Origin of the sequence: Pseudomonas sp. zbq_18 (assembly GCF_043102245.1) — a bacterium.
Classification (GTDB): domain Bacteria; phylum Pseudomonadota; class Gammaproteobacteria; order Pseudomonadales; family Pseudomonadaceae; genus Aquipseudomonas.
The window spans coordinates 21287-43438 of the sequence record NZ_JBICIT010000022.1; the positions used below are offsets into that span (position 1 = coordinate 21287).

The window sequence follows — 22152 nt, forward strand, 5'->3', positions numbered from 1 at the left end:
GCTTTGCTATGCTCAGGAAGACACGCGGATGCGGACCCGACTGATGCGGCAAGAGCAAGAAGGGAGGTTGCCTTGGGCCGGTGCAAGGGATTGCCCCTGTGGCTGTTAGTGGCGCTGCTATGGACTGGCCAGCACGCCGGCGCCCAGGAAATTCTGGGCGATCAGGACGCCGAAGCCGCCGAGGCAGCGTCAGCCGACAGCGCAGCGATGGCCACCCCACAGATTCCCCGGCAATTGATCTATGTCCGGCTCGACACGCCGCTCATTGACGGCGACCTCTCAGATGCCTTCTGGCACAGCCTCGACGACATCCCCATCCAGTACGAAGTGTTCCCGGTGCGGCTGCGCGAGGCCGGCGTGGCCACCCGCGTGCGGGTCGGGCTGACCGACACCCACCTCTACGTCTCCTTTGATGCCTCAGACCCGGAAATCGACAAGCTGCGCTCTGCCGTGCGTGAGCGCGACGGCCTGAAAGAGGACGATTACGTGGCATTGGTGCTGGACCCGGCCGGGCAGGGCCTGCGCAAGTACGAGTTCAGGGTGAACCCGCACGGCAGTCAATCCGACGTGCTGCAGGACAGCATCAGTGATCGCTATCTGTACGACTGGGACGCCCAATGGGAAGCCGCTGCACAGATTGACGAAACCGGCTTCCGGGTAGAAATGGCGATCCCGCGTGAGCAGTTGCGCCTGCTGCCGAGCGCGCCGACGCATCCCCAGGAATTGTTGCTGCTGTTCAAGCGCCACCATCCGCGCCAGGTCGAGCGTACGCTGGCCGGCGCCGTCCAACTGGTGCTGGCCGGGGAACCGGCAAAGACCGCCGCCCCTGCCAGCAGCAACCAGCGCCTGACCGTGACGCCCCACTATGTCTATAACCGCGATGAAGAGCGCGATATCGGCGCACGCTTTGCGCAGGTGGACGAGCAGCCGCTGCACACCGCCGGCGCCTACCTGAACTACCGCATCGCCGCCGACCGCCAGTTTCTGATGACGGTAAACCCCAACTACGCGGACGTGGAATCGGACATCGCCCGCGACAGCATCAACGACCCCTTTGACCCCTACGAGCCGGAAAAGCGCGAGCTTTTTGTCGATGCCCGCGAATACTTCCGCACCCTCAACGAGGTGGTCTATACGCGCAATATCGTGCAGCCGGACGTGGGCCTGGCCCACCTGTGGAGCAGCCCGACGGCCACCAGCGGAGTGCTTGCTGCGGTTGACCAGCAAACGCAGATCTATATGCCCGACAACCTCGGCTCGGATATCGTCAGCCTGGTCGATAGCAGCCGCTCGGCGGCGTTCAACTACGAAACCCAATCCGACAAACACAGCCTGGGCGTGTTGAGCACCCTGCGCAGCGCCGACGACTACCACAACGCGGTATTGAGCCTGAACGGCACCGGCAATCTGGGTATCGACGACAAGGTACGCGGGCAACTGATGGTGTCGGATACGCAGTACCCACAGCGTTTCGCCGAAGACCTCTGCAACAGCGCCGGCTGTACCGAGGCCGCCCCCGAGCCGGAATGCGAGCTGGGCGACTGCGCCACCACCCCCTACGTCAGGCGTGCCGACTTCGACGACAGCCTGCACGGCTACAACCTGCAGCTGCGCTACAACCACGACGGCCCGGAATCCCTCTACTGGGCACGCTACTACGATGTATCGCCGGACTTCCGTGCCGACCTGGGCTTTGTCCGCCGCGTAGACTTCCGCGCACTCAACCTGGCCTACGGCCGCAAGTGGTACTTCCAGGCCAAAGAGGACGATGAAAGCCAGTCGCGCATCCGCACTTACCTGATTGGCGGGCATATGCGCTCACACTCCGATGACCAGCCACTGGAAACCACCGTCGGCCTGTGGGGCGAGTTTCGCGGCAGCTACCAGACCATCGCTCGGCTGGGCTGGCAGCAGCGCAACCGCGCCGTCAACCGCATCGACCAGGGCGACCTGTCGGCCGGTGACAACGCCCCGCGCTTCGACGAGCACTACTGGCAGTGGTTTTTCCAGACATCGCCCTACACGCCCTGGACCCTGCACCTGGATGGCCGCTGGGGCTCCATCGCCGACCCCGACAACCTGGTGTTGGGGAAGATGCGCGAGATCAAGCCCAAGCTGCACTACACCACCGGCGCCCTGGACCTGATGGCAGACTTCACCCTGCGCCACTTCGATACCCATGGAGAGCGGCTCTACAAGGAACAGTTCTTTTCCCTCACCGCGCTCTATCACGCCCCCAACGGCCTGACCCACCGCCTGCTCTGGCTCAACGACCTGACCACGCGCGATAACGAGCGCTGGCGCGGCAGCGAACTGGCTCGCGAAACCAGCCAGACCCTGGAATACACGCAAATCTTCTCACCGCGCCCGGAATGGCAACTGATGTGGGGGCTGCGCCTGGTGAAAGACTATGCGTCGGATATCGACAAGAGAGACCTCACCGAACGCGAGATCTACTTCAAGGTGCAACGGGAATTCACCTTGTTTGATTAGCAGAAGCCGCTCTGGCCGCAGCGTCTACGATACGGGCAGGGCCGAGCACCAGGCCAGAAAGCAAAAGGGCCACCGAAGTGGCCCTTTCATTCGTCTCGACTACCTCAGGCAGCCTGAGCCGGTTTCCAGTTGGAGCTGGAGGCTTCTTCGGCCATCGACTCCATGGCTACGAAATAGGGGACAGACCATAATTTCAAGTCATCCGTTGATCTATTGATGGTCTGCTGGTTGCGTCTTTGGCCGACCAGGTTTACCAGGAACCACCCTACGACCCAACGTCCTCTCAATTTCCTCGGCAAACCTTGAGTTACCGAAAACATAGTTACCATTAGTCGCCGAACGGAGTTCGTCTACAAGGCCGGGATCAAGCTCGTGTCGGAACAGCTCTCGATAGTGCGCCGCTCGTGCCTGCCAGTCCTTACCCAACATCTCATACGAGCTATGGGGCTTGGTCAGCGCACGTTGTTCCGCCTGAGCATTCTCCCGATAACTTGACCAGCGATACTCTGCCGGGTGCGTCACCATGCCAGCACGCACCGGGTTCATCTCGATGTAGCGATAGCAGGCAAGCAAGTAGCCTTCATCCTGAACCAGACAGGAACGAAACCTGCCCTCCCACAACGTACCGCTTCGCCGGTAGGTGCGATTGATGTATTGCACATAGCGCTGCCCTAGCCCCTTCATCAACAAACCAACGCTGTCCGCTCTGCTCGGCGTCAATAGCAGATGAACGTGGTTGGTCATCAGACACCAGGCGTGGATGGCACAGCCATGTTTACGCGCCTGCTCCGCCAGACACTCCAGATAGAACAGGTAATCTTCATTGGCAAAGAAGCAGACAGATCGATTGTTGCCCCGTTGAATCAGGTGTAGCGGCACTCCAGGCAACAGGACACGCGCTCGACGTGGCATTGGAAACTCCTTTTTCCATTTGCGACGCGTTCAGACTAGACGAGATCTATTCAGGCAAAAGACGGGGTCAGAAAACGTGGTCTGTCCCCTATTACCATTACCGATTGTTGCCCCGCTGGATCAGATGCAGTGGTACCCCAGGCAACAGCACACGGGCTCGACGCGGCATTGGAAACTCCTTTTTCCATTTGCAACGAGTTCAGACTAGACGAGAACTATTCAGGTAGAGGAGGGGGCTGGAAACGTGGTCTGTCCCCTATTGTTCTTGTTATAGGTGTCCCCGTTTATGTGCGTTTATGCGCCAACTAAATATCAAAAGACTCTCTGCGACGGTATACAACCCTGCCCACCTCCGAAAGCCCCGGAAGGCGTTCACGCCCTACGATCAACTCAGACCTGCATCGCAAACTAGAGCCCTGATATGCCGTATATTGGCAAACAACATCCTCAATCTCCTCAACGTCCTCTTCGTTGCTCTCTTCAAGATAAAACCTCAACACCCACTCGCCACCATCCCATAGCAATGCAACCATTCTAAAATTGGCAGATACCGCACCTACCAACGCTTGAATGAGCATTAACACTTGAAAATTCCATTCTTCCAACGCTGGCTGACTACTCATTTGGGGCTCCAGTTTGGATTTGTAGGAACAATACTCGGGCTCTTTGTGCCCTTAATAATAAATACATTGGTCGCCTGATCAGTTATACCAACACCGAGATTAACGTTGGTTCCAGTAATGCCCTCAAATTTGACTACCGGGAATCCCTGGGCATTTCTCCCTAGGATTTTCACTTGGCCGGCATGGTAGGCATCAAGCACTTTTTGAGCATCAGAGACACTGTTTAAGAAACCACCGCCTCCCCGTGCCTCAAGCTGTTGTGTTCCAGCAATATGGCGAAGCTGCTTCTGGCTTATCTTGGTGGAGACGTCAGGAAAATCTTTCGGTGTAAGTATTCCTTTTGCCTCATCAATCAGTGTAGTAGCCGTTGATTTCCCCTTCCCCGCTACAGCTACAACCCCACCTAAGACCCCAGCGGCAGCACCTGACCCCTCCCAAAATGGACGCAACCACTCTGTATAAGCAATCCGCTCATCGGACTCATTTATCGCCTGGAAGTCTTCCATGATCGCCCTCTCCTCGTCGGAGAAGCTGACCAGTTCCAAGTACTTATCTAAAGCCGTAGTACCAGCTTCGGCAGCGTTCAACTGGTCTAGACAGAGCTGTTCGCCGCCCCGTTTGCAGCCGGACAAGTCGATCCCTGTCTTCGTCCCGCTCACGGTTTCAAAATCTGTTTTAACTTGGGTGCGACACGCCTGCGGATCCGCTTTAGAGCGACACTGAATCAGCTCCTCAGCAAGCTTGTCCACTTCGTCATGATTAAGGTAGTTGTTCAAAGTCGCCTGAACATTAACCCAGCCGGCGACCTCTTGGTCCTTCGTGCTTCCTCCTGCTGCATCGGCAACCACAATACCTATAAGCTGCGATGTCATCGCCACTACACGATCGTGCGCCTCTCCGGGAAATATCTTATCCCCAACCAGATCCAAGATCAGTTGGTTAGCACCTGCCGCTAAAGCTGCCGTCTTGAAGTCGCCACCAGCAGCTTCCGCAATAAGTCCGCCAACTATCGCGTGAACAGCAGTTTTGGTGGCAATGCCTGTGCCTTTGAGACTATCACCGACCTGCCCGTAGATGCTTCCTGCAATTGCACTCGCCGCCAGCTGGAGAGCACCATCCACAAGGTTATCCTTGAAACTGCCGCCGCGGAGAGCAGTATCCAGGGCAGAATTGACCGCTAGCTGGAGAGCTATATTTGTACCACCAAGGCCACCACTAATACCTGCAGTAACATAGCCCTTGATGGCATCCGACGAAGTAACATCTTCAACTACCGCGGATAGATCGCCCTTGTTGTTAATTGTGCTAGTTGTTGCATTAACAGCAACCGCGCTAACCACCGAGTTAGCAGCAACACCTGCTGCACTGTTCGAAGCGACACCTACCAGCGAGCTACCCGCGCCCCATGTCAGATAGGTAACAATGATGGCAATGATCATCATCGCTGGGCCGCCCAGTCCAGAATGCTCATAGTCCCAGCTGTCGTGTAGCTCCTTGACTTTCCTCCAATCTATTTCGCCGCGTATATCAGCCTCTTTGAGCCAGGCTAACTCAGGATCTGCCTGTACCATGGCATCGATTGTCTGCGTTACGGTTTTCTGATTGATGTTTTTTATATCAATCTGTATTCCTTCTGCCGCCTTGATCAGCACATCGCCTTTAGCGATAAGCACGCTCTGCCGCAATGACTCGTCCGTACGGCCTTCTCCAGATGAGGAATTCCAGGCCCAGCTGCTGTCGCTCTCGTCATGGCTTTCTTGATGTAAATCCTTGACGGCCTCAAAGAATATATTGCCGCCGCTATCCAGAGTCAGATCACCTCCACTCTCGATGCGCGCACCTTGATAGTGCTGGTTACCCTCGCTAACCAAAGTGACATCACCGCCCGCCTTTATAGTGCTGCCAATATTACGAATATCAGTGACCTCATCACGCTGATACTCACTACTTCCCCATGAACCATCCTTCTCCTCCTCAAACAGGCTGTAGTCACTGTCCTGAGCCGCAAGAACGGAAAGATTGCCTCCAGCAACCAAATAAGCCTCTCCACCTGCTTCAGCATTACTGGCAATGAAAGTGAGATCCCGATCAGAGCTGATGTATAAATCACCGCCAGCCTTGATATCGCTACTCTCCTGCCTAACATGATTTTCTTGGCGGGTGGTGTCGTCGCCCTTGGAGTAGAAGTGATCCTCGTTGGCAGCTGAAGATATCGTCACATCACGACCGGAAAGCATAGCGATACCTCGCTCCGCCTCTACATCACTCGCGACTACAGCGATATCCCGCTCAGCATTTATTGTCACATCACGACCCGCACTAATTTGTGCGCCAAACTGATCTGTCTGAGAAATGGTGTAATCACGTCCGCTATTGAAATCAAAATTTCTCTCGGCTGCAGCAATCACCACATCTTGTCCAGCATCCAACACGATGTCGCCACCGCTACTCATTACACTGCCGACATTCGCGATGTTTCTACCCGCAGATATACTCAGACTGTCACCGGCCTCTATATGAGCCGCATTATCGACAAAGTCTCTTGACCACTGACCATAACCAAAGTTAGTGCTGTGATCATTGTATGTCGCGATACTTCGCTCGTTGATCACATCCCCCATCACAGCAGTAACGCTGACATCGCGCCCGCTAATGATGCCACCCTGGGCATTGCGGATGCTGTCGGTGGCCAGCAGGTCAAGACGCTGGCCTGCTTCCATCAGACCGCCGGCATTGACGATATTGCGCCCGGTGATGCTGAGGTTGTCGCTGGCGCGCAAAGTGCCCTGGTTGTTCAGCTCGGCACCGCCGATCAGGCTGACGTCCCTGCCCTGGATCAGCGCACCATTGGCGGCCAGGCGGCCTTCGGCCTGCGCCAGATAAAGCACCGGCACCAGCACCTTCTGGCCCATTACCTCATGCTCTTCCAGCCAGACGATGTCGTGGGTCAGAGCTGCGACCTGCTCGGCGGTGAGGCTGACGCCCAGCGACAGGTTGAGCGCCTGCTTGCTGGCGACGGCGTTGTCCATCAGGTACTTGAACATCGCCTCGTCGCTGGTCAGGCCGGCGAGGAAGCGCTGGCCGGTGCGCGCGACTATCGCTTCACGCATCAGGCGCTGCTCGAACAGGCCGTCGCCCAGGCGCTGACTGACTTTGTCCAGGTCGTAGCCCAGCAGGCCGAGCAGGTAATCGGAGCCCATGAAGGACTTGAGGTTGGTCAGTTCCGGATTGGTCTCGATCAGATAGCGATGGGCGCCCGGCTGGCGGCTGCTGAGTGATGCCGCTGCAACGCCATCCACTGTCTGGCTCTGTGCTCCGCCGGTGCCGCTCAGGCGGAACAGGCCGTTCTCGCCCTGGGGAATGCTGAAGCCCGGCAGGCTCAGGGGATTGATCTGTTTCTGTGCCAGGTCTGGCGGTAGCTGGCTGTTGAGGTGGAACAGGAAGGTCGCGCCCGTGCCCTGGCCGACGGTTGAGCCGGTGCGGTCCGCGCCGAGGCCGACCGGGGCGTTGACCTTGATCACGCTGTTATTGAAGGACTCGCTGGCGTTGATGGTGACCTTGCCGCTGGATTGGATCACCGCCTGTGCGCCAACACCGGTTTGGGTCGCAGTCTGACGCGACTCCCAGACGCCATAAGACAGGATCTTGGCCGGTACAGGGACATTGCGCGACAGGTCGAAGTCCGGGTTCAGGACATCAGTGATCTCATTCAGGCGCTTGTAGTAATAGTTGCCATTTTCGTCGACATAGCTGTGCAGATAGCGGGCGTTGTACTTGTTGTACTCATACAGGTCGCCGCCTGGGCTGACTAGCCCGATGAATACGCTGCCGCTTTCCGAATCGGCGGGGTTCTTGTAGCGGCTTTGATGAGTGACGCTCTCTAACGCCACACCTTCGTTAGAGAAGTTCAGGGCCTTGATATCAATGTCACCGACGGCGGAAACCAAACTGCTTTTGTTAGCCAATCCAACGGCGTCGATCCCCAGCTTTCCTCCCGACATGATCGACGAGCTCGGCGAGTTGGCTTTGACATAGGTCTCATAGACTTCAGTGACGTAGTACCAAAGGTCGTAGTTAGAGCCCTCGCAGTTACTGCAGCTGTAACGAATATCGCCGGATACCTTGCGTTCGCCGACCTCGATTACATCCCGGCGGTTGACCAGAAAGACCGCGCGCAAGCTCATGTCTTCCGCGCTCTCAATCGTCGCCGAGATATTCTCCAGCAGGCTGGAGTGATTGTTGGCGTCGTCCTTAGCCAGGCTCAGCTTGCCTAGGCTGTAAACATCGGCATAGCTATTGATGAAGTTATTCACCCGCAGCGCCATATCTTCGCCGCTAAAAATCAGTCCACGGTCGTTGAGCAGGTTGCTGGCGCCCAGGCGCAGGTTCTCGCCGCTGCCCAGGGTGCCGTAGTTGTTCAGGGTGGCGGCTGCGACCTTCAGATCCTTGGCCGAAGTGATCTTGCCGCTGTTGGCCAGGATGCCGTCGATGTCGATGTCGGTCAGGCCGCCGCCGCTGATGCGCCCGGTGCTGCCGAGGGTGAGGCTGGCGGCCTTGAGGGTCAGGTCGCCGAGGCTGGTGAGCTTGCCGCTACCGCTATAGGCGCCGCTCAGGATGAGGCTCAGGTCGCCGTCGCTGGCGATCACGCCGTTGTTGATCCAACTACCACCAGTGGCGGTCAGGGCTTCGCCGGCCAGCAGCTGGCCGCTGGCGGTCTGGTTGAACTGGTTGACGTTGAGTAGCAGGCGGGCGGCCTGGAGGATGCCGCTGTTGGTCCAGCTTTGCGCGCTGATGTTCAGCTCGCCGCTGGTGGCCAGGGTGCCGCCGGCGGCGATGGCCCGCGCCGAGGCCAGGGCGAGGTTGTCGCTGCCGGTATGGCGAATCTCGCCGCCCGCGTTCTTGAGGTCGTCTAGCTGCAGGCGCAGCACGCTGTTGCCGATTTCCACCAGCCCGGAACGGTTGTCCAGCAGGCCCACATCGATCAGCGATTCGCCCGTGCTGCCGATGGCGCGCAGCTTGCCTTGGCTGTTGTCCAGGCTGGCGGCCTCGATGGTCAGGGTGCTGCCGCTCTCGATCAGGCCGTAGCGGTTGTTCAGCGCGCCGCTCAGGCCGAAGTCGATCTGCTGTGCGGCCACCTTGCCGCGTTGCTCGTCCGCGGTGCCGCTGCCCTGGTTGCCGAAGCTGTCGGCGATCACGCTGAGCAGGCCCTTGGCGAAGAGCCCGCCGGAGCCGTTCTCCACCGCGTCGGCGCTGATGTTGGCATCGCCGAGGGTGGCGGAGAGGTGGCCGCCGTCGTTGTGCAGATCGCCGCTGACGACCTCCAGGCTCTCGCCCTGGGCGGTGCCGTCGCGGTTGTCGAACAGGCCACTGAGTTGCAGACGCAACCAGCCACCCAGGCTGGCGAGCAGGCCCGCGTCGCTGTTGTCCAGGCTGGCGGCGGTTATGTCTAGATCGCCCTCTGCGCTTTGCAGGGTGCCTTGCCGGTTGTTCAGCGCGCCATCCAGCGTCAGGCCGAGTTGGCCCTTGCTGGTGATGCTGCCGGCGCTGTTGTCGAGGCCGGCGGCGGCGATCTCGACATTGTCGCGTTCGCTGTAGATCAGGCCGTCCTGCCCATTGTCCAGTTGCCCGCTGGCGGTGATCTGCAACCGGTCGCGAGCCGCCAGGGTGCCGCCCGCCGAGTTGTCCAGGTCACCGGTCAGCAGCTCCAGCAGCCCCTGGCTGGCCAGCTGGCCGCCGCGGTTATCCAGGCTGCCGCTGCTCAGCAGCAGGTTGCCGGCGCTGGCCAACTGGCCGCCCGCGTTGTTCAGCAGGCCGAGTAGCTCCAGGGTGAAACCGCCCTCGGCGATCAGCCTGCCGGAACCGTTGTCCAGGCCATTGCCGCGCAGCAGCAGGTTGCCGCCGCTGCCGATCTCGCCGCTGCGGTTGTCGATCTCGGCTGCCTCGATCTGCAGGTCGCCCTGGCTGCTGACCAGGCCGCTCTGGTTGACCAGCCTGTCATTCAATGCCAGCTCGACCCTGGCCTGGCTAGAGATGACGCCGGCGGCACTGTTGTCCAGGCTGGCCGCCTGAACCCTGAGGTCGCCCTTGCTGACCAGCGCACCTTGGCCGCTGTTGTTCACCTCGCCCTGCAGTCGGACCGTCAGTGCACCGCTCTTGCTCGACAGGGTGCCACTGGCCGAGTTGTCCAGCGTGCCGCCCTCGACCTCAAGGCCCTGCCAGCCGGAAACCAGGCCGCCACGGTTATCCAGGCTCTGCGCTTCGACGGCCACGCCGCCCTCGCTGACCAGGCTGCCCTGACGGTTGTCCAGGCTGGTCGCCACGACCTCGGCCTGGCCCTTGCTGGAGATCTGGCCGGTGCGGTTGTCCAGGGTGCCGGTCTGCACTGCAACGCGCTGCTGACCGTACACCAGGCCCTCTCCACTGTTGTCCAGGGCGTCGGTGGTGACTGTCAGTTCTCCCTGCGCCAGCACTCGGCCGCCGCGGTTGTCCAGGCTGGCACTGCTCACCTTGGCCTGGCTGCCGGCGCTCAGGGTGCCGCCCTGGTTGTCCAGGGCCTCGCTGGCCTTGGCCTGCAGTTGGCGGCTGGCAGCGAGAGTCCCGTCGCGGTTGTCCAGCTCGCGGGCGGTAATGCTCAGGTCGCCGCTGGCGTTGCGGCTGCCGTCCGGATTGACCCCGGCCTCGACCACCCCGCGGTTGACCAGTTCGTCGGCCCCCAGCGTGACGCTATTGCGCGCCGCCAGGCTCTGCTGGTTGCGCAGCTGGCCGTCGACCTGGGCACTGATGCTGTTGCCGGCATAGAGTTTGCCGTTGGCTTCCAGGTTATCGGCCGCGATGCGCACGCTGCCGCTGGCAACCGTCTGCGCCAGGCTCAGCTGGCCGCTGGCATCGATCTGGATATCGCCCGCGCTGGCCGCCATGTTGCCGGCCAGCTTCACGCCGACGCCGGCTTCGGTGCCCACCAGGCGGATCGCGCCGGCATACATGCCACCCAGCGCCGAACTGTCGATGGCCAGCTGCGGCTCGTCCGCCTTGTTGGCTGCGCGCTTGCTGACGGTCAGGTCGGCAACTTCGACATCGTTGGCGCCGGTGATGATGTTGAGCTTGTTGGCGTGCAGCTCGGCGTTGATCCTGGCGCTGCGGGTGATCAGGTCGAACTGGTCGACGTTGCTGGCGTTGAGACCCTGGCCTTCGATGCTGATGGCACCGCCCTCGACCTGCAGGCGATCCAGGCGGCCGCCCTCGATGATCGGCTTGCCGGTGGTGAGGGTGGCGCGTGGCGTGTTGATGAAGCCGCAACCGTTGCAGGTGATGCCATTGGGGTTGGCCACCACCACGTGGGCCTTCTGGCCGGCCACTTCGGTGTAGCCGCGCAGCTGGCTGGGGCTGCCGCCGGTGACCTCGTTGAGGATCAGCTTGGCAGCCTGCCCCTTGAGGTTGGCGTTGCCGAGAATGATGCCGCCAAGCTGGGTGCTCTGGGTCTTGGCCGTGGAGTTGTTGAGGATCAGCCCCTGCTGGCCGACGTTGTACTGATTGAACTTGTTATGCGACAGGCCGTTGCCATTGGGCGTAGCTATGTTCACCACCGGCACGCCATTACCAGCCTGGGCCACCTCGGTATTGCCGTTAGCCGAGGCCAGTGTGGCCTGGGCCGCTGCGGCCATGATCGGGTTGAGGAACAGGATGCCGGCCAGGGCGGCGGCGATGTTCTGGAAGAATGGGCTGCGGACGTCCATGTGAGAAGCTCCTGCCAACAACAAGCGAAATCAGAAGAAAAGATCGACGCGGAAATACAGCGGGTGCTCGCGGTTCTCGATCACCGCGGGCCGCTCCAGCGAGCGCGCCAGAGTCAGGCTGGCGGCCAGGTGCTGGCCTCGCACGCTGAACTCGAAGGCATTGCCGGACAGGCGCCCGCGTAGCTCGGGGTTGTAGCGCTCGCCATGGATGACCCCGAGGTCGTAGGCGAAGGCGATGCCGTATTCGCGCAGATAGGGTTGCAGGGGTGCCCAGGTCACGGGACGGCTCCAGCGCAGCTGGTTGCGCCAGTAGCCGCCGCTGTCGCCGGACAGCGACTGTTCCTTGAACCCGCGCACTGAGGCCAAGCCGCCAATGCTGATGCGCTGCGGGCTGTACAGCACATCCTCGCTCCACTGGCCGTTGGCCAGGCTGTCGAAGCTGAAGGATTCGCCCAGCAACTGGAAGGGCTGCAGGTAGCTGAGGGTCAGGCTGTATTTGTTGTAGCGAGCCACCGGCTCGCCCGGCAGCGGGTCGCCTTCGCTCTGCGCATCCAGCGCACCGACACCCTGTTGCCAGCCGATATCGGCGTTGACGAAGGCACTGCCGATGCGGCGGCCGTGGTTGAAACCGAGCTGGGTCTCCGACAGACGCTGGCTGGAGACGTCGATCAGCGCGTTGTCGATGTAGTTGCGGGTGCGCAGGTGGCTGAGGCCGAAGTTGACGCTGGTCTTGCTCAGCGCATCGCGATGCAGCAGGCGTTCGGCACGCAATGCATGGGTACGGCTCTCGCCGTCCATCTCGAAAACGAAGCCGGAGCCTTCGGTCTGGTTGCGGTAGTAGCTCTGGCTGTAGCTGTAGCTGAAGGTCCACCAGCCGTAGGGCAGGCTGTAGTAGAGGCTCTGATTGTCGGAGTGGCGGAACTCGTCGCTCACCGCATCCAGGCCGCCGCGCAGGCTGAGCTGGTCGGCCAGGCCCAGCGGGCTGTCCCAGTCCAGGCCGATACCCCACTGCTGCTCGCCGGTGCTGACGTCGCCGTCGTTGTGCCGGCTGATGGAGGCATGCCAGGGCTTGCTCGGTTCGCCCTTGAGCTGCACGCGGCTGCCGCCGGCCTCGGCACCGGGCACCAGCTCAAGTTGCGCGGGGCGCGAGGGTAGGCGGTTGAGCTGGTCGACCAGTTGCTCCAGCTCGCGCAGATTGAGCGGCTCGCCGAGTGTGCCGGGAAAACTCATGGCCAGTTCGCGATCGCTGGCGATGACCGAGCTGTCCAGCCCTTCCAGGCGACCTTCGATCACCAGCACATCCAGCTCGCCGTCGCTCAGGTCCTGCTGTGGCAGGTAGGCGCGTGAGGTGACGTAGCCGCGGTCTATATAGCGCTGGGTGACGGCCTTGAGCAGCTCGTTGAGCTGGCCACTGCCGAGACAGCGATTCAGGAAGGGCTTGAGCAGTTCGCGCTGCTCAAGCGCCGAGAGCAGGCTGACGCCTTGCAGGCGAATGCTCTTGATCTCGAAGCAGCGTTGATCTGTGGCCGGCGCAACTGGCTGTATGGGGGCCTCGTGACCAGGCAGTTGCTGCAGCTCTTCGAGGCGCTTGCGCTGTTCTTCGAGCAAACGCTCCTGGCGATCGCGAATCAGGTCGCGCTCGCCCGGTAGAGGGCGGATATCAGGGGCCGCCAGAACAGCGGCAAAGGGAAGCAGACTTGAAGCAACGACAGCGAGATACAACCCACGCATGCGACCAATCCTTGGCCATTACTGGCAATCCGACATCAAAACGGATGCGCATTTTTTATATCCGCGGTGTGTCAGGCAAGAATCTTTCTCGTTGAAAAGAGTGAATCGTGATTTCTGTCACGCCCTGAGGCTGCATGTATTTTTCAGGAAATTACCTGGTAAGCCCAGGCTAAAGCGACCCGCAGTCCATGAACGAAAAAGGCCACCTTCGGGTGGCCATTTTCGTTTCAGCAACAGACTCAGGCAGCCTGAGCCGGTTTCCAGTTGGAGCTGGAGGCTTCTTCGGCCATCGACTCCATGGCTTGCTGGATGGCGCGCTTGCGGCGCTCTTCGGCCTTGTGGGCGAAGTACCAGGCGAAGAAGGTGAAGATCGACACGGTCAGGATGATCAGGCTGGCGATCGCGTTGATCTCCGGCTTCACGCCCAGGCGCACGGCGGAGAACACTTCCATCGGCAGGGTGGTCGAGCCCGGACCGGAGACGAAGCTGGCCAGCACCAGGTCGTCCAGCGACAGGGCGAAGGACATCATGCCGCCGGCTGCCAGGGACGGGGCGATCATCGGGATGGTGATCAGGAAGAACACCTTCCACGGCTTGGCGCCCAGGTCCATGGCCGCTTCCTCGATGGACAGGTCCAGCTCACGCAGACGCGACGACACCACCACGGCCACGTAGGCCGAGCAGAAGGTGGTGTGGGCGATCCAGATGGTCACCAGACCACGCTCCTGCGGCCAGCCGATCAGCTGGGCCATGGCCACGAACAGCAGCAGCAGGGACAGACCGGTGATCACCTCGGGCATGACCAGCGGCGCGGTGACCAGGCCACCGAACAGGGTGCGGCCCTTGAAGCGGGTCACCCGGGTCAGCACGAAGGCGGCCAGAGTGCCCAGCGCCACGGCGGCAATCGCGGTGTACAGGGCGATCTCCAGCGAGCGCATCACCGAGCCCATCAGCTGGCTGTTGTCGAGCAGGCCGACGTACCACTTCACCGACCAGCCGCCCCACACGGTCACCAGCTTGGAGGCGTTGAACGAGTAGATGACCATGATCAGCATGGGCAGGTAGATGAAGGTCAGGCCTACCCAGAGCATCACGGTAGAGAAACTCCAGCGTTTCATGCGCGGCCCTCCATCTCTTTCGCTTGGTTACGGTTGAACCAGATGATCGGGCCCATGAGGATGAGCAGCATGATCACCGCCAGGGCAGAGGCCACCGGCCAGTCGCGGTTGTTGAAGAACTCCTGCCACAGCACCTTGCCGATCATCAGGGTCTCCGGACCGCCCAGCAGTTCGGGGATGACGAATTCGCCCACCGCCGGAATGAACACCAGCATGCAGCCGGCGATGATGCCGTTCTTCGACAGCGGCACGGTGATCTTCCAGAAGTTGTTGAAGTTGCTCGAACCCAGGTCGGACGCCGCTTCCAGCAGGCTGTGATCGTGCTTCACCAGGTTGGCGTAGAGCGGCAGGATCATGAACGGTAGGTACGAGTAGACGATGCCAATGTAGACCGCCAGGTTGGTGTTGAGGATCTGCAGCGGCGCGTCGATCACGCCGATGGTCTGCAGGAAGCTGTTGAGCAGGCCGTTGTTGCTGAGGATGCCCATCCAGGCGTAGACACGGATCAGGATCGCGGTCCAGGTCGGCATCATGATCAGCAGCAGCAGCACGGTCTGTGCTTCCTTGCTGGCACGGGCGATGGAGTAGGCCATCGGATAGCCGATCAGCAGGCACAGCGCGGTGCTGATGAAGGCCATTTTCAGCGAGCCGAGGTAGGCCGCCAGGTACAGCTCGTCTTCGCTGAGGAAGACGTAGTTGCCCAGGTTGAGGAAGATCGATAGCTGGTTATCGGCCCAGCTGTAGATCTCGGTGTAAGGCGGGATGGCGACGTCCGCTTCGGCGAAGCTGATCTTCAGAACGATGAAGAACGGCAGCAGGAAGAACAGGAACAGCCAGAAGAACGGCACCCCGATAACGGCATGCCGCCCGGTGGGCAGGTAGCGTTTCAGTTTGCCGATTTTCATGATTGCAGTACCACGCCGCTGTCGTCTTCCCAGTACACCACCACGGCGTCGTCCCAGGTCGGACGCTTGCCGCGCCGCTCGGCGTTGGCGATGAAGCACTGCACGATCTGCCCGGAGGTGAGCTTGACGTAGTAGACCGAGTGGCCGCCAAGGTAGGCGATGTCATGCACGGTGCCGTTGCACCAGTTGTAGTTGGGGTGCTCGTGGTCATCCGGCAGTGCGGTAGCCATCAGCAGCTTCTCGGGACGCAGGGCGTAGCTGACGGCCTTGGTCTCGGCACGGGTGCTGACGCCGTGGCCGATGTAGATCGGCTTGTCCAGCTGCGGGCAGGTGATGATGGCGTGGTCGGCCTCGTCGGTGGTGATCTCACCGTCAAACAGGTTGACGCTACCGATGAACTCGCAGACCAGACGGCTGGCCGGGGTCTCGTAGATGTCGATCGGGCTGCCGGTCTGGGCGATCCAGCCCAGGTGCATGATGGAGATACGCTGGGCCATGGTCATGGCCTCTTCCTGGTCGTGGGTCACCATCACGCAGGTCACACCCACGCGCTCGATGATTTCCACCAGTTCCAGCTGCATCTGCGAACGCAGTTTCTTGTCCAGCGCGCCCATCGGCTCGTCGAGCAGCAGCAGTTTGGGGCGCTTGGCCAGGGAGCGGGCCAGGGCCACGCGCTGACGCTGGCCACCGGACAGCTGGTGCGGCTTGCGCTTGGCGTACTGGGTCATGTGCACCAGCTTGAGCATCTCGGCCACGCGCTCGTCGATCTCGGCCTGCGGCAGCTTGTCCTGCTTGAGGCCGAAGGCGATGTTCTGCGCCACGGTCATGTGCGGGAACAGTGCGTAGGACTGGAACATCATGTTGATCGGGCGTTCGTACGGCGGCATGTCGGTGATATCCACGCCATCGAGGAAAATGCGCCCTTCAGTCGGCCGTTCGAAGCCGGCAAGCATGCGCAGCAGGGTCGACTTGCCGGAGCCGGAGCCGCCGAGCAGGGCGAAAATCTCGCCCTTGTTGATGGTCAGCGAGACATCGTCGACGGCGATGGTTTCGTCGAACTTCTTCGTCACGCGATCAATCTTGACCAACACCTCTTTGGGTTGCTGGCTGCCCTCAAGGGCTTTCTTGTAGGCGCTGGAGGCGACTGCCATTTCCAAAAACTCCCGGGAAAAAGTGGGCCATGGGGCCCGAATTAAATCTGCTGCGCCTGGCACAGCGGGCCCGTACGACAGGCCCGACCTGCCGTACGGTTTGCTTCAACTACGTTTACTTGCCTGACTTGATCTTGGTCCAGCTGCGGGTCATCTGGCGCATGATCTTCGGCGGCAACTCGGTCGAAATGTAGAGTTTGCTCATGACTTCCGGGCTTGGGTAGATGGACGGGTCGTTACGCACTTCCTGGTCCATCAGCTTGTCGGAAGCCGGGTTGGGGTTGGCATAGCCCACGTAGTCGCTGATCGGCGCGATGACGGCCGGGTCCAGCACGTAGTTCATGAAGGCATGGGCTTCCTTGGGGTTCGGAGCATCGGCCGGGATGGCCATCAGGTCGAACCACAGGTTGGCGCCTTCCTTGGGAATGCTGTAGGCGATCTCGATGCCCTTGCCCGCCTCATCGGCGCGCGCAGCGGCCTGGAACACGTCACCCGAGTAACCGAAAGCGATACAGATGTTGCCGTTGGCCAGGTCGCCGATGTACTTGGAGGAGTGGAAGTAGGTCACGTAAGGACGCAGCTCCATCAACTTGGCCTCGGCCTTCTTGTAGTCGTCCGGATTGGTGCTGCGCGGATCGAGACCCAGGTAGTTGAGCACGGAAGGGTACATCTCGTCCGGCGAGTCCATGAAGGCGACGCCGCAGCTGTTCAGCTTCTTCAGGTTCTCCGGCTCGAACAGCACGGCCCAGGAGTCGACCTCGTCGATCCCCAGTGCAGCCTTGACCTTCTCGACGTTGTAGCCGATGCCATTGGTGCCCCACAGGTAGGGAACGGCGTAGAGGTTGCCCGGGTCATTGGTTTCCAGCTGTTTGAGCAGCTCCGGATCCAGGTTCTTCCAGTTGGGCAGCAGGGAGCGGTCGAGTTTCTGGAACGCGCCAGCCTTGATCTGCTTGCCGAGGAAATGGTTGGACGGCACCACGATGTCGTAGCCGCTACGGCCCGCCAGCAGTTTGCCCTCCAGGGTTTCGTTGGAGTCGAAGACGTCGTAGCTCGGCTTGATGCCGGTGGTCTTTTCGAAGTCCTCAAGGGTGGTTTCACCGATGTAGTCACTCCAGTTGTAGATATGCACGGTCGGGGCCGCCTGAACGGCGCCTGCCATGCCCATCACGACTGCAGCGGAGATCAGGGTCTTGCGGAAGGAAATTCGCACACGTCAGTCCTCTTTCTTGTTGATCTTGCTGGCCGCACCGCGCGACCAGGGGTGGTGATGAGTTCGCTGCCAATCCCTGACATCCGTGCCATCCGTCCAGCCGGCCGCCCACGGAGCTGTGTGGGGCTCGTGTGAAACGGTAGTCGAAGAAAGCATCGGTACCTCCTGGCGGTGCTCCGGCGGGAGCGCCCGCCGGAGGGGGTCGCTGTTGGCTTACTTGCCGGACTTGATCGCAGTCCAGCTGCGGGTCATGGAGCGCTGTACCTTGGCCGGCAGATCCGGGAAGGCATAGAGCTTGGCCATGGTCGCCTCGCTCGGGTAGATGCCCGGGTCGTTGCGGATCGCCTCGTCAACCAGCGGGGTGGCCGCCGAGTTGCCGCTGGGGAACTGCACATAGTTGACGATTTCCGCCATCACTTCCGGCTTCATCAGGTAGTCCATGAAGGCGTAGGCCGCGTCCACGTTCTCGGCATCCTTCGGCATGGCGATCATGTCGAAGAAGGTACCGGCACCTTCCTTCGGAATGTTGTAGGACACGGTCACGCCTGCGGCGGCCTCTTCGGCACGCGACTTGGCCTGATACACGTCACCCGAGTAGCCGACAGCCACGCACAGGTTGCCGTTGGCCAGGTCGGAGATGTACTTGGAGCTGTGGAAGTAGGTCACGTGCGGACGAATCTTGAGGAACAGCGCCTCGGCTTCCTTGAGCTCTTTCGGGTCTTCGCTGAGCGGGCTGTAGCCCAGGTACTGCAGGGCAATCGGCAGAATCTCGGTCGGCGAATCGAGGAAGGACACGCCGCAGGACTTCAGCTTCTCGATGTTTTCCGGCTTGAACAGCAGGTCCCAGGAATCCACCGGGGCGTTCTCGCCCAGTGCGGCCTTGACCTTTTCCGGGTTGAAGCCGATGCCGATGGAGCCCCACAGATAGGGGAAGGAGTACTGGTTGCCCGGATCGCTGACTTCCAGGGTCTTCAGCAGGTCGGCATTGAGGTTCTTCCAGTTCGGCAGCTTGGACTTGTCCAGCGGCTGGTAGACACCGGCCTTGATCTGCTTGGCCAGGAAGTTGTTGGACGGTACGACGATGTCATAGCCGGACTTGCCCGCCAGGAGTTTGGCTTCGAGCGTTTCGTTGGAGTCGAAGACGTCGTAGACGACCTTGATACCGGTTTCCTTGGTGAACTTATCGACGGTTTCCGGGGCGATATAGTCCGACCAGTTGTAAACGTGCAGTACCTTGCTGTCTGCCTGCGCCATGCCGGCCACGGCGCCTGCCAGAGTCATGGCAAGCAGTGTTTTACCGAAGGTCTTGATCATGCGGGTTAGCTCCATTGTCGTTTGAAGTATCCGGGGCTGCGTCGCCTGGGCGACACACCCTCCGGTGAGCCTGGCCAACGCTCGTGCAGTCTGGCAAGGTCCGAGCCGTGGCTCAAGCCTTACACCAGCACCGCGCGGGCGGTCAGATCGAGGCACTTGCGTGCCTTTTCTACCAGTTCGTCGATCTCGGTTTTGCTGATCACCAGCGGTGGCGCGATGATCATGGTGTCGCCCACGGCGCGCATGATCAGTCCGTTGTCGAAACAGTGGGTGCGGCAGATCATGCCGACGCCCATGTCGCTCGGGAAACGTTCACGGGTTTGCTTGTCCTTCGCCAGTTCGATGGCGCCGAGCATGCCCACACCGCGGACTTCGCCCACCAGCGGATGATCCGCCAGCTCACGCAAACGACTCTGCAAATAGGGTGCCGTTTCCGTTTTGACGCGTTCGATAATGTGCTCGTCGCGCAGGATGCGCAGGTTTTCCAGGCCCACCGCGGCCGCTACCGGGTGACCCGAGTAGGTGAAACCGTGGTTGAAGTCGCCCGCGGCGTTGATCACCTCAAACACCTTGTCGCTGACGATCAGCCCGCCCATGGGCACGTAGCCACTGGTCATGCCCTTGGCGATGGTGATCAGATCCGGTTTGTTGCCGTAGTACTCACTGGCGAACCATTCGCCGGTACGGCCGAAGCCGCAGATCACTTCGTCGGCTACAAACAAAATGTCGTACTTGGCGAGGATCTCGCGGATGCGCGGCCAGTAGCTGTCCGGCGGCACGATCACGCCACCCGCACCCTGGATCGGCTCGGCGATGAAGGCGGCGACGTTGTCTTCGCCGACTTCGAGGATCTTCTGCTCCAGCTGGTCGGCGGCCCAGATGCCGAACTCATCCGGGGTCATGTCGCCGCCTTCGGCGAACCAGTAGGGCTGCGGGATGTGCACGATGCCCGGGATCGGCAGGTCGCCCTGCTCGTGCATGTAGGTCATGCCGCCGAGGCTGGCGCCGGCCACGGTGGAGCCGTGGTAGCCGTTCTTGCGGCTGATGATGACTTTCTTGCTCGGCTGGCCCTTGCTCGCCCAGTAATGGCGAACCATGCGCAGCATGGTGTCGTTGCCTTCCGAGCCGGAGCCGGTGAAGAACACGTGGTTCATGCCGGCCGGCGCCACGTCGGCGATGGCCTTGGCGAACTCCAGCGCCGGCGGGTGGGCAGTCTGGAAGAAGGTGTTGTAGAAGGGCAGCTCGCGCATCTGCGCGGCGGCGGCCTGCACCAGCTCCTCGCGGCCGTAGCCTACGGCCACGCACCACAGGCCGGCCATGCCGTCGAGGATCTTGTGGCCTTCGCTGTCCCACAGATAGACACCGTCCGCCTTGGTGATGATGCGCGGGCCCTTCTCGTGCAGCTGCTGGTAATCACTGAACGGCGCGAGGTGGTGCTCACGGCTCATGGCCTGCCACTCGCGGGTTTTCGGGTTGGTCACTGCACTGTTCATAACAACACCTTTTATTACGCGGGCCGCCGGCGGCGACCCGATGAAATCTGTGGCAACGGGCGCGGCAGCCGCGCCCGCTCCAGTCACACCGACAGCAGCAGGAATTCACGCTCCCAGGAGCTGATCACCCGCTTGTAGTTCTCGTGCTCGGCGCGTTTGACCGCGACGTAGCCACGGATGAACTTCTCGCCCAGGTACTTCTCGGCATCCTTGCAGGCTTCCATGCGCTCCAGCGCGCTCTCGATGGTCACCGGCAGACGCAGGTTGCGACGCTCGTAGCCACGCCCCTTGACCGGCGCGCCCGGGTTGATGCCTTCGACCATGCCCATGTAGCCGCACAGCAGGGTGGCAGCCAGGACCAGATAGGGGTTGGCATCGGCGCCGGCCAGACGGTTTTCCACGCGGCGGTTCTGCGGCCCGGCCTCCGGTACGCGCAGGCCCACCGTGCGGTTCTCCTCGCCCCACTCGACGTTTACCGGCGCCGAGGTATCCGGCAGGAAGCGGCGGAACGAGTTGACGTTCGGCGCAAACAGCGGCAACAGCTCGGGGATGTACTTCTGCAAGCCGCCGATGTGGTGCATGAACAGCGTGCTCATGGTGCCGTCTTCGTTGGAGAAGATGTTCTTGCCGGTCTTGATGTCCACCACGCTCTGGTGGATGTGCATGGCGCTGCCCGGCTGATCGGTGATCGGCTTGGCCATGAAGGTCGCGGCCACGTCATGCTTGAGCGCGGCCTCGCGCATGGTGCGCTTGAACACCAGAATCTGGTCGGCGAGGTGCAGCGCGTCGCCGTGACGGAAGTTGATTTCCATCTGCGCCGGGCCTTCTTCGTGGATCAGCGTGTCCAGATCCAGGCCCTGCAGTTCGCACCAGTCGTACATATCCTCGAACAGCGGGTCGAACTCGTTTGCCGCGTCGATGGAGAAGCTCTGCCGGCCGGTTTCCGGACGACCGGAGCGGCCCACCGGGGCTTCCAGCGGGAAATCAGGGTCGGCGCAACGCTTGGTCAGGTAGAACTCCATCTCGGGAGCGACAATCGGCCGCCAGCCCTTGTCGGCGTACATCTTCAGGACTTTTTTGAGGATGTTGCGCGGCGACAGCTCGATCGGATTGCCCTGCTTGTCGAAGGTGTCGTGGATCACCATCGCAGTCGGCTCAAGGGCCCAGGGCACCAAGAACACGGCGTTCTCGTCGGGGCGGCAGAACATGTCGATGTCCGCCTCGTCGAGCAGGTCGTAATAAATGTCGTCCTCGACGTAGTCGCCGGTCACGGTCTGCAGCAGGACGCTCTCGGGGAGACGCATGCCCTTCTCGTCAAGGAACTTGTTGGTCGGCGAAATCTTGCCACGGGCGATGCCGGTAAGATCGCTGATCAAGCATTCAACTTCGGTGATTTTGCGTTCTTTCAGCCAGCTGGTGAGCTGGTCGAGCTTGCTAGTCATAAAGACCTCAGGGTTGTAGAGCGGCTA

General features: G+C 61.0%; 12 protein-coding genes. 1 reads left to right on the forward strand and 11 read right to left on the reverse strand.

Going from position 1 to position 22152, the window contains the following annotated elements:
- The first annotated feature begins 90 nt into the window (after nt 1-90).
- Nucleotides 91-2493, forward strand: a complete 2403-nt coding sequence (locus tag ACF8C6_RS16730) for a sugar-binding protein (RefSeq protein ID WP_392500310.1) — start codon at nt 91-93, stop codon at nt 2491-2493.
- A gap of 210 nt (nt 2494-2703) precedes the next feature.
- On the opposite strand, the gene ACF8C6_RS16735 is transcribed toward ACF8C6_RS16730, so the two are convergent.
- The 11 genes from ACF8C6_RS16735 to ACF8C6_RS16785 all read right to left on the reverse strand — a co-directional run bounded on the left by ACF8C6_RS16735 (nt 2704) and on the right by ACF8C6_RS16785 (nt 22125).
- Complete coding sequence (locus tag ACF8C6_RS16735) at nt 2704-3405, reverse strand: transposase (RefSeq protein ID WP_392500311.1); 702 nt, start codon at nt 3403-3405, stop codon at nt 2704-2706.
- A 305-nt stretch (nt 3406-3710) separates the two neighbouring features.
- Nucleotides 3711-4028, reverse strand: coding sequence for a hypothetical protein (locus ACF8C6_RS16740; RefSeq protein ID WP_392500312.1), 318 nt, complete (start codon nt 4026-4028; stop codon nt 3711-3713).
- Nucleotides 4025-11761, reverse strand: coding sequence for a filamentous hemagglutinin N-terminal domain-containing protein (locus ACF8C6_RS16745; RefSeq protein ID WP_392500313.1), 7737 nt, complete (start codon nt 11759-11761; stop codon nt 4025-4027). The genes ACF8C6_RS16740 and ACF8C6_RS16745 overlap by 4 nt, the downstream gene beginning before the upstream one ends.
- 30 nt (nt 11762-11791) lie before the next feature.
- Nucleotides 11792-13492 carry a ShlB/FhaC/HecB family hemolysin secretion/activation protein gene (locus tag ACF8C6_RS16750; protein WP_392500314.1) on the reverse strand — a complete coding sequence of 567 codons (1701 nt, stop codon included), beginning with the start codon at nt 13490-13492 and terminating at the stop codon, nt 11792-11794.
- 239 nt (nt 13493-13731) lie between these two features.
- On the reverse strand, nt 13732-14610 hold the full coding sequence (locus ACF8C6_RS16755) for an ABC transporter permease subunit (protein ID WP_392500315.1): 879 nt from the start codon (nt 14608-14610) through the stop codon (nt 13732-13734).
- Nucleotides 14607-15488, reverse strand: coding sequence for an ABC transporter permease subunit (locus ACF8C6_RS16760; RefSeq protein ID WP_392500607.1), 882 nt, complete (start codon nt 15486-15488; stop codon nt 14607-14609). Before ACF8C6_RS16760 ends, ACF8C6_RS16755 begins: the two co-directional genes overlap by 4 nt.
- 23 nt (nt 15489-15511) lie before the next feature.
- On the reverse strand, nt 15512-16666 hold the full coding sequence (gene potA, locus ACF8C6_RS16765) for a polyamine ABC transporter ATP-binding protein (RefSeq protein WP_392500316.1): 1155 nt from the start codon (nt 16664-16666) through the stop codon (nt 15512-15514).
- A gap of 115 nt (nt 16667-16781) precedes the next feature.
- Nucleotides 16782-17831, reverse strand: coding sequence for a polyamine ABC transporter substrate-binding protein (locus tag ACF8C6_RS16770; protein WP_392500609.1), 1050 nt, complete (start codon nt 17829-17831; stop codon nt 16782-16784).
- A 258-nt stretch (nt 17832-18089) separates the two neighbouring features.
- Nucleotides 18090-19190: a polyamine ABC transporter substrate-binding protein gene (locus ACF8C6_RS16775; RefSeq protein ID WP_392500317.1), complete on the reverse strand. Its 1101-nt coding sequence runs from the start codon at nt 19188-19190 to the stop codon at nt 18090-18092.
- A 119-nt stretch (nt 19191-19309) separates the two neighbouring features.
- Entirely contained in the window at nt 19310-20683 is a 1374-nt protein-coding gene (locus tag ACF8C6_RS16780; RefSeq protein ID WP_392500318.1) for an aspartate aminotransferase family protein, read from the reverse strand.
- Between the two features lie 83 nt (nt 20684-20766).
- Nucleotides 20767-22125, reverse strand: coding sequence for a glutamine synthetase family protein (locus ACF8C6_RS16785; RefSeq protein ID WP_392500319.1), 1359 nt, complete (start codon nt 22123-22125; stop codon nt 20767-20769).
- Nucleotides 22126-22152: the final 27 nt, after the last annotated feature.

What these genes read in the sequence shown, in the direction of transcription:
- ACF8C6_RS16735 (WP_392500311.1), bottom strand. Translation starts at nt 3,405, where the DNA reads ATGCCACGTCGAGCGCGTGTCCTGTTGCCTGGAGTGCCGCTACACCTG.
- ACF8C6_RS16740 (WP_392500312.1), bottom strand. Translation starts at nt 4,028, where the DNA reads ATGAGTAGTCAGCCAGCGTTGGAAGAATGGAATTTTCAAGTGTTAATG.
- ACF8C6_RS16745 (WP_392500313.1), bottom strand. Translation starts at nt 11,761, where the DNA reads ATGGACGTCCGCAGCCCATTCTTCCAGAACATCGCCGCCGCCCTGGCC.
- ACF8C6_RS16750 (WP_392500314.1), bottom strand. Translation starts at nt 13,492, where the DNA reads ATGCGTGGGTTGTATCTCGCTGTCGTTGCTTCAAGTCTGCTTCCCTTT.
- ACF8C6_RS16755 (WP_392500315.1), bottom strand. Translation starts at nt 14,610, where the DNA reads ATGAAACGCTGGAGTTTCTCTACCGTGATGCTCTGGGTAGGCCTGACC.
- potA (WP_392500316.1), bottom strand. Translation starts at nt 16,666, where the DNA reads ATGGCAGTCGCCTCCAGCGCCTACAAGAAAGCCCTTGAGGGCAGCCAG.
- ACF8C6_RS16770 (WP_392500609.1), bottom strand. Translation starts at nt 17,831, where the DNA reads ATGGGCATGGCAGGCGCCGTTCAGGCGGCCCCGACCGTGCATATCTAC.
- ACF8C6_RS16775 (WP_392500317.1), bottom strand. Translation starts at nt 19,190, where the DNA reads ATGATCAAGACCTTCGGTAAAACACTGCTTGCCATGACTCTGGCAGGC.
- ACF8C6_RS16780 (WP_392500318.1), bottom strand. Translation starts at nt 20,683, where the DNA reads ATGAACAGTGCAGTGACCAACCCGAAAACCCGCGAGTGGCAGGCCATG.
- ACF8C6_RS16785 (WP_392500319.1), bottom strand. Translation starts at nt 22,125, where the DNA reads ATGACTAGCAAGCTCGACCAGCTCACCAGCTGGCTGAAAGAACGCAAA.